The sequence below is a fragment of the Haloarcula salina genome, from assembly GCF_010119195.1.
Taxonomy (GTDB): Archaea; Halobacteriota; Halobacteria; order Halobacteriales; family Haloarculaceae; genus Haloarcula; species Haloarcula salina.
Genome location: NZ_WRXL01000007.1, coordinates 26,809 through 40,504, shown reverse-complemented (window position 1 = coordinate 40,504; position 13,696 = coordinate 26,809). Strand labels below are relative to the sequence as shown.

The 13,696-nt window shown below is 69.2% G+C and carries 17 protein-coding genes; 3 read left to right on the top strand and 14 right to left on the bottom strand.

Annotated features, from left to right (window positions below; genetic code table 11):
• The first annotated feature begins 13 nt into the window (after positions 1-13).
• Complete coding sequence (locus GM656_RS16565) at positions 14-1,543, top strand: cryptochrome/photolyase family protein (protein WP_162414810.1); 1,530 nt, start codon at positions 14-16, stop codon at positions 1,541-1,543.
• Between the two features lie 27 nt (positions 1,544-1,570).
• On the opposite strand, the gene GM656_RS16560 is transcribed toward GM656_RS16565, so the two are convergent.
• The 6 genes from GM656_RS16560 to GM656_RS16540 form a co-directional block, all read right to left on the bottom strand.
• Positions 1,571-3,313, bottom strand: coding sequence for an ABC1 kinase family protein (locus GM656_RS16560; RefSeq protein WP_162414809.1), 1,743 nt, complete (start codon positions 3,311-3,313; stop codon positions 1,571-1,573).
• Between the two features lie 101 nt (positions 3,314-3,414).
• Positions 3,415-4,005 (bottom strand): AsnC family transcriptional regulator, encoded by a 591-nt coding sequence (locus GM656_RS16555; protein WP_162414808.1) that lies wholly within the window; start codon positions 4,003-4,005, stop codon positions 3,415-3,417.
• Positions 4,006-4,072: 67 nt separating this feature from the next.
• Positions 4,073-4,783, bottom strand: a complete 711-nt coding sequence (locus GM656_RS16550) for a TMEM165/GDT1 family protein (RefSeq protein WP_162414807.1) — start codon at positions 4,781-4,783, stop codon at positions 4,073-4,075.
• Positions 4,780-5,475: a metal-dependent transcriptional regulator gene (locus GM656_RS16545; protein ID WP_174243002.1), complete on the bottom strand. Its 696-nt coding sequence runs from the start codon at positions 5,473-5,475 to the stop codon at positions 4,780-4,782. The genes GM656_RS16550 and GM656_RS16545 overlap by 4 nt, the downstream gene beginning before the upstream one ends.
• A gap of 65 nt (positions 5,476-5,540) precedes the next feature.
• Positions 5,541-5,690 (bottom strand): hypothetical protein, encoded by a 150-nt coding sequence (locus tag GM656_RS19175; RefSeq protein ID WP_174243001.1) that lies wholly within the window; start codon positions 5,688-5,690, stop codon positions 5,541-5,543.
• 70 nt (positions 5,691-5,760) lie between these two features.
• Positions 5,761-6,009 carry an MTH865 family protein gene (locus tag GM656_RS16540; RefSeq protein ID WP_162414806.1) on the bottom strand — a complete coding sequence of 83 codons (249 nt, stop codon included), beginning with the start codon at positions 6,007-6,009 and terminating at the stop codon, positions 5,761-5,763.
• Positions 6,010-6,124: 115 nt separating this feature from the next.
• Between GM656_RS16540 and GM656_RS16535 the strand changes: the two genes are divergently transcribed.
• Positions 6,125-7,498 (top strand): PQQ-dependent sugar dehydrogenase, encoded by a 1,374-nt coding sequence (locus GM656_RS16535; protein WP_162414805.1) that lies wholly within the window; start codon positions 6,125-6,127, stop codon positions 7,496-7,498.
• Between the two features lie 28 nt (positions 7,499-7,526).
• On the opposite strand, the gene GM656_RS19170 is transcribed toward GM656_RS16535, so the two are convergent.
• The 6 genes from GM656_RS19170 to GM656_RS16510 all read right to left on the bottom strand — a co-directional run bounded on the left by GM656_RS19170 (position 7,527) and on the right by GM656_RS16510 (position 11,650).
• On the bottom strand, positions 7,527-7,700 hold the full coding sequence (locus GM656_RS19170; protein WP_174243000.1) for a hypothetical protein: 174 nt from the start codon (positions 7,698-7,700) through the stop codon (positions 7,527-7,529).
• Positions 7,701-7,702: 2 nt separating this feature from the next.
• The gene (locus tag GM656_RS16530; protein WP_162414804.1) at positions 7,703-7,930 is read right to left on the bottom strand and encodes a zinc ribbon domain-containing protein; all 228 of its coding nucleotides are present in this window, start codon (positions 7,928-7,930) and stop codon (positions 7,703-7,705) included.
• 101 nt (positions 7,931-8,031) lie between these two features.
• Entirely contained in the window at positions 8,032-8,622 is a 591-nt protein-coding gene (locus GM656_RS16525; protein WP_162414803.1) for a DJ-1/PfpI family protein, read from the bottom strand.
• Positions 8,623-8,688: 66 nt separating this feature from the next.
• Positions 8,689-9,483 carry an HAD-IIA family hydrolase gene (locus GM656_RS16520; RefSeq protein ID WP_162414802.1) on the bottom strand — a complete coding sequence of 265 codons (795 nt, stop codon included), beginning with the start codon at positions 9,481-9,483 and terminating at the stop codon, positions 8,689-8,691.
• 36 nt (positions 9,484-9,519) lie between these two features.
• Positions 9,520-10,905, bottom strand: coding sequence for an ATP-binding response regulator (locus tag GM656_RS16515; protein ID WP_162414801.1), 1,386 nt, complete (start codon positions 10,903-10,905; stop codon positions 9,520-9,522).
• A 70-nt stretch (positions 10,906-10,975) separates the two neighbouring features.
• Complete coding sequence (locus GM656_RS16510) at positions 10,976-11,650, bottom strand: DUF2071 domain-containing protein (RefSeq protein WP_162414800.1); 675 nt, start codon at positions 11,648-11,650, stop codon at positions 10,976-10,978.
• 114 nt (positions 11,651-11,764) lie between these two features.
• On the opposite strand from GM656_RS16510, the gene GM656_RS16505 reads away from it, so the two are divergent.
• On the top strand, positions 11,765-12,265 hold the full coding sequence (locus tag GM656_RS16505; protein WP_162414799.1) for a macro domain-containing protein: 501 nt from the start codon (positions 11,765-11,767) through the stop codon (positions 12,263-12,265).
• A 27-nt stretch (positions 12,266-12,292) separates the two neighbouring features.
• On the opposite strand, the gene GM656_RS16500 is transcribed toward GM656_RS16505, so the two are convergent.
• Together GM656_RS16500 and GM656_RS16495 are read right to left on the bottom strand one after the other, a co-directional pair.
• The gene (locus GM656_RS16500) at positions 12,293-12,568 is read right to left on the bottom strand and encodes a hypothetical protein (RefSeq protein ID WP_162414798.1); all 276 of its coding nucleotides are present in this window, start codon (positions 12,566-12,568) and stop codon (positions 12,293-12,295) included.
• A gap of 127 nt (positions 12,569-12,695) precedes the next feature.
• On the bottom strand, positions 12,696-13,673 hold the full coding sequence (locus GM656_RS16495; RefSeq protein WP_162414797.1) for an aldo/keto reductase: 978 nt from the start codon (positions 13,671-13,673) through the stop codon (positions 12,696-12,698).
• Between the last annotated feature and the right edge of the window lie 23 nt (positions 13,674-13,696).

Below are 13,696 nucleotides of genomic sequence, written 5' to 3'. Positions count from 1 at the left end.
TGAGCGTCAGCCGATGACCGTGTGGCTCCGCGGGGACCACCTCGTCCGCCGGCGCGGGCCCGTCGCCGACCGGCCGGACGAACCGGTCCTCATGGTCGAGGCCGCGTCGTTCGCCCGCAAGCTGCCGTACCACCCGCACAAGCTCGTCCTGCTGTTCAGCGCGATGCGGCACTTCCGGGACGACCTTCGGGCCGACGGCCGGACTGTCCACTATCGGCAGGCCGAGGACTTCGGGACCGGACTGCGGGCGCACTTCGAGGCACACCCCGACGACGCGCTCGTGACGCCCCGACCGCAGACCGAACGCGCCCGCGACCGTCTCGCGTCTCTCGTCGCCGATTCGGGTGGGACCGTCGAGTTCGTCCCCGACGCGCGGTTCCTCTGCTCGCCCGAGCAGTTCGACGCGTGGGCGGGCGACGGCGGCGCGTACCGCCACGAGGACTTCTACCGGTTCATGCGACGCGAAACGGGCTACCTGCTGGACGACGGCGAGCCGGTCGGCGGCGAGTGGAACTACGACGACCGGAACCGCGAGACGCCGCCCGAGGGCTGGGAGCCGACCGAGCCGCCGGCGTTCGAGCCCGACGACGTGACCGCGTCGGTCGTCGAGTGGGTCGACGACGCGTTCGACGGCGGTTACGCGGAGCCGCCCTACGGCGGCGACTGGGCCGACCCGGAGCCGTTCCGCTGGCCGGTGACGCGACGGCAGGCCGTGCGGGCGCTCGACCACTTCGTGACCCACCGGCTGGCAGAGTTCGGCCCCTACCAGGACGCGATGCGCGACGGCGAGTGGGCGATGAGCCACAGCCTCCTCTCGACCTCGCTGAACCTCGGCCTGCTCGGACCGGCGGAGGTCATCGAGCGCGCGATCGACGCCTACGAGGATGGCGACGCGCCGCTGCACAGCGTCGAGGGGTTCGTCCGACAGGTGCTCGGCTGGCGGGAGTTCGTCCGGCACGTCTACCGCCGAGAGATGCCCGACCTGGCGTCGGCGAACCAACTGGGCGCGACCGAGTCCCTGCCGGAGTTCTACTGGGACGGCGACACCGACATGGCGTGTCTCGCCGACGCGGTCGACGGCGTCCGAAAGCGGGGCTACGCTCACCACATCGAGCGCCTGATGCTCCTCTCGAACTTCGGCCTGCTGTACGGCGTCGAGCCGTCGCGGCTCAATCGGTGGTTCCACGCGGGCTTCGTCGACGCCTTCCACTGGGTGACGACGCCGAACGTCGTCGAGATGGGGCTGTACGGGGCGGGCGCGTTCGCGAACAAGCCCTACGCCGCCTCGGCGAACTACGTCGACAAGATGAGCGACCACTGTGCGGGCTGTCCGTACTACAAGACGAAGACCACCGGCGAGGGCGCGTGCCCGTTCAACGCGCTCTACTGGGCGTTCCTCGACCGCAACGAGGACGACCTCCGGTCCAACCACCGGATGGGCCTGGTGTACAGCCATCTCGACGACAAGGACGACGACGAGCGCGAGGCCATCCGCGACCGGGCGGCCGAGATACGCGAGCTGGCCGAACGCGGGGACCTCTGAGATCGGCGTTCCGGCGGCGGTCCCCGATCAGTCGTCGCCGTCGCCCGCCCGGCGCTGTCGCAGTTCGTGGCGCGTGAACTGCGGCGTCGACAGCGCCGGACCGCCCCGGCGGCGGAACGACCACGCGAGCGCGCCGAGGAAGATCGCGGTCACGCCCAGCGCGAGCGCGGCCGGCCGAATCCCGGCGTTCGCGTAGAGGTACGCGCTCAGCGGGACGCCACCGCTGGCGACGAAACCGAACAGGAGGCGGCGGGCGAGCAGTCCGGCCAGCCCGTCGCTGTCTTCGAGAACCGCTCGTAGCAGGAGTTCCTCGCGCTCGGCCCTGTCGAGGGCCGCCTCGGCCGCCGGCGCCGTCCGCACGAGCGAGCGGGCCGTCCCGGTCACCGCCGCCTCGACCTCGTCCCTGACCGCGCCTTCGACGTCCACCGCGTCCCGTTCCCTGACGTACTCCGAGATGATCTCGATGAAGTCGAAGTCGGGGTCGAGCGTCCGACACACGCCCTCGAGCACCGTCGTGACGCGCACGACCAGCGCGAGGTCCTGCGGCAGACGCATCGGGAACTCGTACAGTTGGGCCTCGAACTGGCCGACCAGTTGCTCGACGCGGTACTCGCTGATGTCCTCGCCGCGGAACTGCTCGATGACGATGCCGAACGCCTCGCGCATCACGTCCCGGTCGGCCGTCGGGTCGAGCGCGCCCATCTCGACGAAGGCGTCCATCACGCGGTCCACGTCGTCGGTCGCCAGCCCGACGTAGAAGTCGAGCAGGCGGTCGCGGGTCCGCGGTCCGAGGCGGCCGGTCATCCCGAAGTCGTAGAACACGAGCGTCCCGTCTGGCTGGACCGCGAGGTTCCCCGGATGCGGGTCGGCGTGGAACACCCCGTCCTCGACGATCATCTGGATGTAGGCCTCTTCGAGGCGGCGGACGAGCGCCCGGCGGTCGACGCCGAGGTCGTCCAGTCGGTCCACGTCGTCGATCTTCGCGCCCTCGACGTAGGTCATCGTCAGCACGCGGTCGGTCGAGTGGCTCTCGGCCACGTCGGGGACCGCCACGTCGTCGGCGTCGGCGAAGTTCGCGCCGATCTCGCCGAGCATCCGGGCCTCGTGGCCGTAGTCCATCTCCTGGCGAACGGTGGTCGCGAACTCCTCGGTGAGGTTCTCCAGCGTGAACGCCTGCGCCGGGTCCGCGCCGTAGGTGAGCAGCGGCGTCAGCGCCGAGAGGACCTGCAGGTCGGACTCGACGCGGGTCCTGATGCCCGGCCGGAGCACCTTCACGGCGACCCGCCGGCCGTCGAGTTCGGCCTCGTACACCTGCCCCAGCGACGCCCCGGAGATGGCCTCGGTGTCGAAGGAGTCGAACAGCGCGTCCACCTCGCCGCCCAGTTCCCGCTCGACGACCGGTTCGATGTCGGCCCAGGGGTCCGGCGGGACGTTGTCCTGCAGCTCGGAGAGCACGTCGACGTACTCCCGCGGGAGCGCGTCGGGGCGCGTCGACAGCATCTGGCCCAGTTTGATGAACGCCGGCCCGAGGTCGACGAACGTGTCTTTCAGGTATCGCGCCCGGCGCGTCCGGGTCTCGCCGGAGACGGCGCGCGACCGGCCGACGACGAGGAAGCGGTGGCGGTCCCGGAGCCACTCCCAGACCAGCGGGACGAACTGCCAGGCGACGACCAGCGCCCGCCAGAGCGCCCGAAGCGTGACCCGGATACCGCCCGGTCGCGACGCTTCCGGTCCGGCCGACGCGCCCTCGACGCGCTCGTCTCCCGTCACTGTCCGTGCGTCGGGCCCGCCGGCGTATGAGTCTGCTGGAGACGGCCGGGGCTGCGGTCGCCCGAACCGTCGCACTCGGGAGGACCCCGCTCCGACGACCGTCAGGCACCCTCTTTCAGCGCCTCGTACTGGTCGACGAACCGCTCGGCGCAGGAGCCACAGCAGAAGTAGTACCGGTCGCCGTCGAGGCGTCGCTGTTCGCCCTCCTCGTCGACGCTGTTGCCACACTCCGCGCAGTCTGGCGCGAACTCGGCCGCGGCGAGGCCGCTCGTCCGCTCGCTATCGGCGAGCAGTCGCACCTCGTAGCTGTCCACGTCGTCGAGCGGCACGTGGTCGTCGAGCAGGCCGCCGGCGTCGGAGTTCGAGACGGTCGCCTCCACGGTCACCCGCCCGTCTGCGGTCCGGTAGACTCGCTCGACGGTGTCGGCGTCGGCGATTGCCTCGGCGACCGCGGCGTCCCGGCCCGGCCGCGCGTCGATCTCGATCAGGACCGGGACGCCGGCGTGCAGCATCGACCGGTCGATGTCGACGGTGAACCCGCGGAGCAGGCCCATCTCCTGGAGGCGGTCGACGCGGTCAGAGACCGCCGGCGCGGAGAGGTCCACGCGCTCGGCGATGTCGCTGTAGGGCCGCCTGGCGTCTTCGAGCAGGAGACGGAGGATCTCGTGGTCGGTGTCGTCGAGCCCGAGCATACGCTACCAAGCGCCAGCGGCGGCTTATCGGTTGCGTCCCGCGGGAATCACGAACGAGCGCGGCGGCTCAGGCCGTCAACTGGGCGGTGAGAGCGGAGAGCATCGTCTCCCACACCGAGATACCGACCGTCACCTTCAGCACGAAGTCGGCGGCGAAAAACAGGAACAGCGCCGCGCCCGCGAAGTGGGCCTTGCGCAGGTCGACGCGGTGGGCGAAGCGGTGGAAGAACAGCGCGTTGACGAGGCTCACGGGGATAATGGCGAGCATCTCGCCGGCCCAGATCGCGCTGGCGTGGGCGCTGTACTGCGCGGCGAGCGTCACGGTGACGAGCTGGGTCTTGTCGCCGAACTCGCCGAAGGCCATCATGGCGAAGATGGGCAGGAAGCCGCCGAGCGCGTTCGGGACCCGCCAGTCGAGGACCGGGACGCGAACCTCCAGCTGTCCGCCGTCGGTCGTGAAGGCGTTCGCGGGCTCCGCGTCGCCGTCGTCGTCGGCGGCCGGCGCGGTGCGGACGAGCAAGACGGCGAAGATCACGAACATCACCGCCGTCAGGCTGTCGAGGACGATGCCGGGCAACAGCGTGGTCACCGTCGAGCCGAGCCAGACCTCGAGAGCGGTCCAGCCCGCGAACGCCGCGCCCGCGGCGCTCACGACCAGGAACGGATTGAACCGCGTCGACAGACCCGCGATGATGAACTGGACCTTCTCGCCGGGCAGGACGGCCAACTGCGCACCGGCCGCTATCGCCACGACGGTCAGCCAGCTCACGTCGCTCACGCTTCGCTCACTCCGTCCTCGGGCCGTTCAGACTCCGGTCGTCGGACCTGAATCGCGTCGGCGATGTGGTCCGGCAGCGACACCTCCGCGCCGCTTTCCAGTTTGACGGTCACCATCCCGATGGGAGCCACCTCGTCGACGGTCAGGACCGTCCCCGGCGTGATACCGGCGTCGGCGAGGTACGTGAGTTCGGCGGGGTCGCGGTCGCGGACGCGGGCCACTTCGAGCCGACCGCCCTCCTCGTGCTCGGAGAGCGCGGTCGCCGACACGTCGTCGACCGGGTCGAGCGCCTCGCTCGGAATCGGATCGCCGTGGGGATCGACCTCGGGTTCGTCGAGCGCAGCCGCGACCCGCCGCTCGAACTCCTCGCTGATATGGTGTTCGAGCACTTCTGCCTCCTCGTGGACCTCGGCCCAGTCGTAGCCCAGCTTCTCGGTCAGGAACGTCTCCAGCAGGCGGTGGTGGCGGATGATCTCGAGAGCCACCGTCTCGCCCTCCGCGGTCGTCGTCACCCCCTTGTACTTCTCGCGTTCGACGAGGTCGCGATCCGCCAGCTTCTCGACCATGCTGGTCACCGTCGGCGGCGTCACGTCCAGCGTCTCGGCGATGGTGGACGTGGCGATCGGCGGCTCGCCGTCCCGTTCGAGCCGGTAGATCGCCTTGAGGTAGTCCTCCATCTGCTCGCTCAACATGGGGGGAATTAGACACGTCTAATTCAAAAGTATAGCGGTTACAACGAATACCGTTCGGTGGTGGGTCACTCGTCGGCGGTGTACGTCTCCCGGCGGGACCGGCTCAACAGCCAGAGGAACAGGTAGCCGATGGCACCGAGGACGAACAGCGTGGCCGGGATGAGAAAGGGACCGAACGTCCGCACGAGCGTCTCCAGTCCCGGCGGTGCAGCCATAGCCGCCGCTACGGTCGCTGGAGTGATAAACGACGAGGGTCTGACGACTGCGAGCAAGCGGGCTCGTCGCTCAGATCAGGTCCCGGTCTTCGAGCGACGCCATCACGTCGTCGACGAAATCGTCGACGGTCTCGTAGGGGAAGTCCCCGTCGAGCTTCGTGTTCAGTTCCATCGCCGTCATGGAGAAGTCGCCGGACTCGAACTTCGTCGAGGGCCCGTTCGGCAGGGCCGGGAGGAGGTCCATCGGATTCGAGACCGGGTAGTCCGCGTCCTCGAACGCCTCGACGAACTGGGAACGGAGATCGTCTTTATTAGCCATGCGCTGACGTTGTGCCAGATATGTTATAAAAGGTTCGAAACTGAGACACTCTCCCGTTGTTGTAAGTTTATCCGTCCACTGCAACGTTGATTTGGCGTCGGCCCCACGGTCCGGTATGAAGGGACTCTCCCGACGACGGCTCCTCCAGTCCGGCGCGGTGACAGTTGCAGGGCTCGCCGGATGCGCCCTCCCCGGCGACGGGAGCGGCAGTGAGACGGACGGAAACAGTGGCACAGGCGGAAGCGACGGCTCGGACGACGGCACGAGTGGCGGGTCGGGTAACGGCGGCTCCGACGACGGCGGCTCCCAAGGTCTCGGGGGCCTCGAACTCGGCGTCGAGACGCTCGCAACGGGGTTCACCTCCCCCGTCGACGTGGTCGCGCCGACGGCCGAGGACACGTACGTCGTCGATCAGCCCGGCCGACTCCACCGCGTGACTGACGGCGGCTCCGAGGCGGTGCTCGACCTCCGGGACCGCGTGGTCGACGTGAGCGGCTACGACGAGCGCGGATTGCTCGGTGTCGCCTTCGACCCCGAATTCGACGGGAGCGGTCGCGTCTTCCTCCGATACAGCGCGCCGCGGCGCGACGGCACGCCGAGCGGCTACTCTCACACCTTCGTCCTCTCGTCGTTCGAGGTGCGCGAGGGCGCGTTCGACCCCGACAGCGAACGGACGATCCTGGAGATCCCACAGCCCCAGTCGAACCACAACGCCGGCGACCTCGCGTTCGGCCCGGACGGCTTCCTCTACGTCGGCGTCGGCGATGGCGGTGCCGGCGGCGATCAGGGCAGGGGCCACGTCGACGACTGGTACGACGGCGTCGGCGGCGGCAACGGCCAGGACGTGACCGAGAACCTGCTCGGGAGCGTCCTCCGCATCGACGTGGACACCGACGACGGCCCGTACGCAATTCCCGACGACAACCCCCTCGTCGGCCGCGAAGGGCTCGACGAGCACTACGCCTGGGGCTTTCGCAACCCCTGGCGGTTCTCCTTCGGCCCCCAGGGGCGGCTGTTCGTCGCCGACGTGGGGCAGAACGAGTACGAGGAGGTCAGCGTCGTCGCACGGGGCGGCAACTACGGCTGGAACGTCCGGGAGGCGACCCACTGCTTCGATGCGTCCGACTGTCCGACGGAGACGCCCGACGGCGACCCGCTCGTCGATCCGATTATCGAGTACCCCCACGGCGGAGCCGAGGTGGCCGGCATCTCCGTCATCGGCGGCTACCTGTACGACGGCGAGGACATCCCGACGCTGCGGGACCGCTACGTGTTCGCGGACTGGCGAGCGGACGGCCGACTGTTCGTCGCCACGGAAGCCGACGATGGCCTGTGGCCGGTGACGGCGGTCCCCGTCGACGGCGAGACCTTCGGCTCGGGAATCCTCTCGTTCGGCCGGACGCCGGCCGGCGAGCTCCTGGTCTGTACGACGGACGCCGGCGGCGTCAGCGGCGAGACGGGGGCCGTCCACCGGCTCCGACCGACCTGACGCGAGAGGGGTTCAGGGACCGCGTCGGTCACCGCATCCGCCGGTCGTCGCCCGTGTCGCGCCGGGCCAGTCGCTCGGCGGTCTCCCTGTCGGCCTCGACGCGCCGGTCGCACTCGCTTCGGACGAGCGCGTACAGGAGCAGCGGTGCGGCGAGCGCCAGTCCCAGGAACACCAGGACGAACAGGCCGCTTGCGGCCGACATCGTCAGCCGAGGAAGACGTCGACGATGTCGCTCCCGGCAGAGCCGGTGTCCCGATACAGTTCGGAGTAGCCGCAGTTCGTGCACGAGACGACCTGGAACTGATTCGTCTGGATGTCGAACATCTTCGAGATGCCGCCGCCGGTCGTCGAGATCGTGCCGACGTCGGTCCCGGTGTGGCCGCACTTCGGACAGCCGCGCTCGTCGTGCGCTGAAGGCGTGTTGGAGGGCATTGCAATCCGACGTTTCCCCGCCAGCGTAACAAATCTGTTGGGGCCGTGCGACGCCGTCCGCGGCCCTCGTTCGACGCGTTACTCGGCGTTCGACGGTCCGGTCAGTCGTCCGCCGCTATCGGGTCGCCGTGAGACACCTCGTCGCCCAGGAGGTCCATGAACTGCGCGAGCCACTCGGGGTGGTCGGGCCAGGCCTGGCCGGTGACGAGGTTGCGGTCGGTGACGACGCCGTCGACCCACGAACAGCCAGCGGCCTCGCACTCGGCGCGGCAGGCCGGATAGGAGGTCATCTCGTAGCCGTCGAGCACGTCCGCCGCGGCGAGGATCTGCGGCCCGTGGCACAGGGCCGCGACCGGCTTGTCCTCCTCGAAGAAGTGCTGTACGGCCTCGAGGACCGCGTCGTACGTCCGGAGGTACTCCGGCGCGCGCCCGCCGGGGACGACGAGGGCGTCGTACTCGCCCGGTGTCACGTCCGCCATCGTCGCGTTCAGCGCGAAGTCGTGGCCGCGGGACTCCATGTACGTCTGGTCGCCGCGGAAGTCGTGGACGGCCGTCTTGATGGTGTCCTCGGCCTCCTTCTCTGGACACACCGCGTCCACGTCGTGGCCCACCATCTGGAGGGCCTGGAACGGGACCATTATCTCGAGGTCTTCACCGAAATCGCCGACGATCATGAGGATGTCTTTGCCCATCGGTATCACCGCCCAGTGGTACGCTCGGTACGGAGATAAAGCCGCGGGAGAATTACCAGACTACTGTCACTCGTCGAACGCGGCGAGCACGTCGTCGATGTCTGCCAGCGAGTCGATCACGTAGTCCGGCGTCACGTCGCTGCGTTCGAGCGCGGCGTCGTCGGTGACGCCGGTGCGCACGAGGACCGTGGTCATCCCGCGTCGCTCGCCCATGGCGATGTCGGTGTCGAGGCGGTCGCCCACGACCAGACAGTCCGGCGCCGCACAGCCGAGGCGCTCCAAGGCGGCCTCCGCGGCCGCGTCGGAGGGCTTCCCGAGGATGCGGTCCGGTTCTCGACCGACGACGCCGGCGACCGCCCGGATGATCGCGCCGGAGCCGGGGACCGGGTCGCCGTTCTCGCCGGGGAACGTCCGGTCCGGATCGGTCCCGAGGAAGGCGGTGTCGTCGTCGACGGCCCGGAGGGCGTCGACCATGTCGCGGTAGTGGAAGCCGTCGGTCCACGACGCCAGCAACACGTCGGTGTCGGCCGGGTCCGCGGCCAGACTCGCGCCCGTTCGCTCGACGAGCCCGCGGAGTCGGTCGCTACCGATGAGGAACACGTCGTCGCCGGCGTGGGCCTCGCTCAGGTACTCGCGCGTGACGACGCCGGAGGAGCAGGCCTCGCCCTCGCGGGCGTCGATGCCCATTCCCCGGAGCCGTTCGACGTACTCCCGGCCGTCGTGGATCGGATTGTTCGAGAAGAAGCAGATGTCGATGCCGCGGTCTCTGATGGCGTCGATGGCCGCGTCGGCTCCCGGCAGCGGCGCGTCGCCGTGGTAGACGGTTCCGTCGAGGTCGACGACCATCCCGTCGAGTGTCATCGACGGTACTCGGGGACACGGAGGGAAAAGTCCGTCTCAGTTCCGCAGGTCGACGCCGGTCACCTCGAAGCGCGCGCCGCCGCCCGCGCTGGTGGCCAGGTCGACCGACCAGCCGTGGGCCTCGGCGACCTGCTCGACGATGGCCAGGCCGAAACCGGTCCCGTCCTCGCTCGACGTGTAGCCCATCTCGAACACTTCGTCGGCGTCCTCGCTGACGCCGCTGCCGTCGTCGGCCACGTAGAATCCGGCGTCCCCGTCGGGGAGCAGTCCGACCTCGATGTCGACCTCGCCGTCGTTGTGCTCGATGGCGTTCCGGAACAGGTTCGCGAGGAGGTCCTGCACGCGGCCCCGGTCGGCTTCGAGTTCGGCGCTGGACTCGACGGCCAGCGAGGACTGCTCGGCCTCGATCCAGTTCCAGGCGGTCGACGCGAGCGTCTCCAGTTCCGCCTCCTGGGGGTCGTCGACGGTCCGCCCCTGTCGGGCCAGCGTGAGCACGTCCTCGATGATACATCCCATCCGGTCCAGCGACCGGTCGATCTTGCCGACCAGGTCGGCGTTCTCCTCGCCGTCAACGTCGAGGAGGTCGAGCGCGCTCTGGGCGACGTTGAGCGGGTTCCGGAGGTCGTGACTGACGACGCTGGCGAACTCCTCTAAGCGCTCGTTCTGGCGCTCCAGTTTGCGCTGGCGCTCGACGCGGTCGGTGATGTCGCGGGAGACGAGCTGGAAGGTGTCGCTCTCGCGGTAGCTGTCGACGGGGATGTACTGGTTCTGGTAGTGGTGGTCGCCGACGGCGTCCTCGCTCCGGGTCGCTTCGCCGGTCTCGACCACTCGTCTGCCCGCCTCGATCCGCTGGTCGGCCACCTCGGCGTCCATCACGTCCCGGAGATTCCGGTCGACGAGCGCGTCCGCATCGGCGCCGAGGCGGTCGGCCATCGAGGGGTTCACCGAGAGGATTCGCCCGTCGATGGTGAGGTGAGCGATCCCGTCGGGCGAGTCCGCGACCAGCGACTCGAACTTCTTGCGGGTCCGGTCCTGCGAGACGACGTTCTCGATGCGGTTGGCCAGCCGGCCGTACTGCTTGTCCTCGACGACTTCGAGCTTCAGGAGGTAGTCGGCGACGCCGGCGGCGATGGCCGCGCTCGCCGTCTCCTCGTCGCCGCGACCGGTCAGGAGGATGAAGGGGATCGAGGGGTTGTCTCGTCGGATCTCGTCGAGTAACTCCAGTCCGTCCATCTCCGGCATCTCGTAGTCGCTGACGACGCAGTCGAATCCGCCCGACTCCAGCCGGTCGAGGGCCTCCGACGCGCCCGTCGCGGCGACCGCATCGATGTCGTGTTCCTGCGTGAGCGTGTCAGCCGTCATCTCCGCGAAGAAGTCGCTGTCGTCGACGACGAGCGTCCGGATAGTATTGATAGATGACATGAGCGCGCTTGGGTTCTTGTGTACCAGACGGTGTGTCGGTACTTATATTGCAAGGAGAGCGCTCCGCACGTCACCCGAACGTGGGCGGAGCGAGCGAGAGCGTGACGCCGGGGCTGTGATGGACCAGCGGCTCTGTCATATCATCTGACAATTCTGTCGGGACGGGCGGCGCGCCGGTCACGGCGGCGTCGACCCGGTCGAGTCGCCAGGGGTCGTGACCGATGCTGCCGACCAGGCGCGTCCCCAGCGGTCCCGTCGCGAAGTACCGCTTTCGATCTACGAGGAACGACGCCAGCGAGTCCGGCGGGAGGCCCACCGCCTCCCCGGACGCGTCGTAGCGACACTCGAACAGCCGGTGGTCGCCGTCGTCGAGCACGCGCCGCCGCTCGCTCGTCGGCAGTACCCGTGGGACGGCGTCGCCGGGCGTCACGCGAAACAGTTCCGAGACGGCCGTTCGCGTCCGAGGATCGTCACCGAACAGGGCAAGGACGGCGACGCCGCGCTGTCCCGATGGGCCCCGGACGTAGGTCCGCACAGTCATGAGTTCCGCGGGCCCGGAGACGGCGAGGCCGAACGCGTCGACGCGCTCGACGGTGGCCGCGACCGCGGACACCCAGGCGTCGCCGTCGGCCGTCTCGACGGCGAGCCAGTCGGGGACCGCCGCTCGCACGCGCTCCCGGGCCACCGGCCAGTGACAGAAACACACGTCTGCGAGCGTCGCTTCGAGCGGGCGGAGTGCTACCACACCGTCACTGCGACCGACACGGTCATCAGTGTAGCGGGGCGGCCGCGTTGACCGTCGCGGGCTGGCGGCCCGTCGTCACCAAGAACTTTGGCCGGGTGCGGCGAAGCAGTTGACATGGAGTTCGAGGTGATTCAGGGCGACATCGCTGCACAGTCGGCGGACGCGCTGGTCAACGCCGCGAACACGAGCCTGCGGATGGGTTCGGGCGTCGCCGGGGCGCTCAAGCGCGCGGCCGGCTCCGGCCTGAACGACGAGGCCGTCGCGAAGGGGCCCGTCAACCTCGGCGGCGTCGCCACCACGGACGCCTACGACCTCGACGCGGAGTACGTGATCCACGCCGCCGCGATGCCGCCGGGCGGGCAGGCGACGGCCGAGAGCATCCGCGACGCCGTGCGAAACGCCCTGGTCGAGGCCGACGCGCTGGACTGCGAGTCCGTCGTCCTCCCGGCCGTCGGCTGTGGCATCGCCGGCTTCGGCTTCGAGGACGGCGTGCGAATCATCTGCGAGGAGATCGACGCGTTCCGGGCGGACTCGCTGACGGACGTGCGCCTCATCGCGTACTCCGACGACGACTTCCAGGCGATGCAGCGCGTCGCCGAAGCCGTCGGCGACTGAGCGAACGGCGCCGCGTCCGTCGTCTGGTCAGCGATGGACGCGCCCGGCCCGCCACTCCCAGGCCAGTTCGAGCGTCCCCCAGAGCACGAGCCACAGCGCCGTGAACAGGAACACCATCGCCGTCGTCGAGAGGACCTCGAGAGAGGCGGCCGTCTCGACGATGGGCACGTAGAAGAAGACGCCGACGGCCAGCGCCATCCCGAGGCCCACGACGCTCGTCAGCCAGTGCTCCAGGCTGCTGGCCGACTCACAGAGCGGGCGCTCGCTTCCGGAGCCGGTCCGGTCCGAGCTTTGCTTGTTCATTGGTACCATTCACCGTATATAATGGTCGAACGGCGACCGACATAAATGTACGCTCGGCTACCGGTGGGTGAGAACGGTCGCGAGCGGGTCTCTCTCGTCCGAGAGCAGTCGGCCGATAGCCGGAGCGTTACTCGTGGCCCGAGACCCGGACCGGCTCGTAGGGTGCTTCGAGCCACGCCACGTCGCTGTCGTCGAGGTCGATCTCGAGCGCTTCGACGGCCTCCTCCAGGTGCTCGATGCTGCTGCTCCCGACGATGGGGGCGTCGACCCAGTCCTTGTGGAGGACCCACGCGAGCGCGATCTGGGCCATCGACGCGTCGTACTCGTCGGCCAGTTCCTGGACGCGCTCGTTGACCGTTCGGCCGTTGCCCTCGAAGTAGGGGTGCCCGCGTGCGTGGTCGTCGGTCTCGCCGCGTCTGGTCGCCTCGACGTCCTCGTGAGGACGGGCGAGGTAGCCGCGGGCCAGCGGGCTCCACGGGACGACGCCGACGCCCTCCCGGTCACACAGCGGCAGCATCTCGCGTTCTTCCTCGCGGTACAGGAGGTTGTAGTGGTTCTGCATCGTCTGAAACCGCTCCAGCCCGACCCGATCCGAGGCGTGCAGCGCCTCGGCGAACTGGTGGGCCCACATCGACGACGCGCCGACGTACCGCGTCTGGCCGCGCCGGACCGCGTCGTCGAGCGCGCGGATCGTCTGCTCGATGGGCGTGTCGTAGTCCCAGCGGTGGGTCTGATACAGGTCGACGGTCTCCATCCCCAGTCGATCGAGGGAGTTCGACAGTTCCTGTTCGAGGGCCTTGCGGGAGAGGCCGCTCGAATTGGGGTCGTCCTCGCGCATCTCCCCGAAGCCCTTCGTCGCCACGACCTGCGAATCCCGGTCGTAGTCGTCGAGAACCGTCCCGAGAATCCGCTCGGACTCGCCGAGAGAGTAGACGTTCGCCGTGTCGAAGAAATTGATGCCGAGGTCGATGGCCCGCTCGATGATCTCGCGGCTCTCGTCCTCTTCGAGCACCCAGTCGCGCCACTCCGAGGTCCCGAAGCTCATGCACCCCAGACAGATGCGGCTGACCTCCATCCCGGTCGAGCCGAGCGTGGTGTACTCCATACTCGGACCCGCGAGCGCGTCGG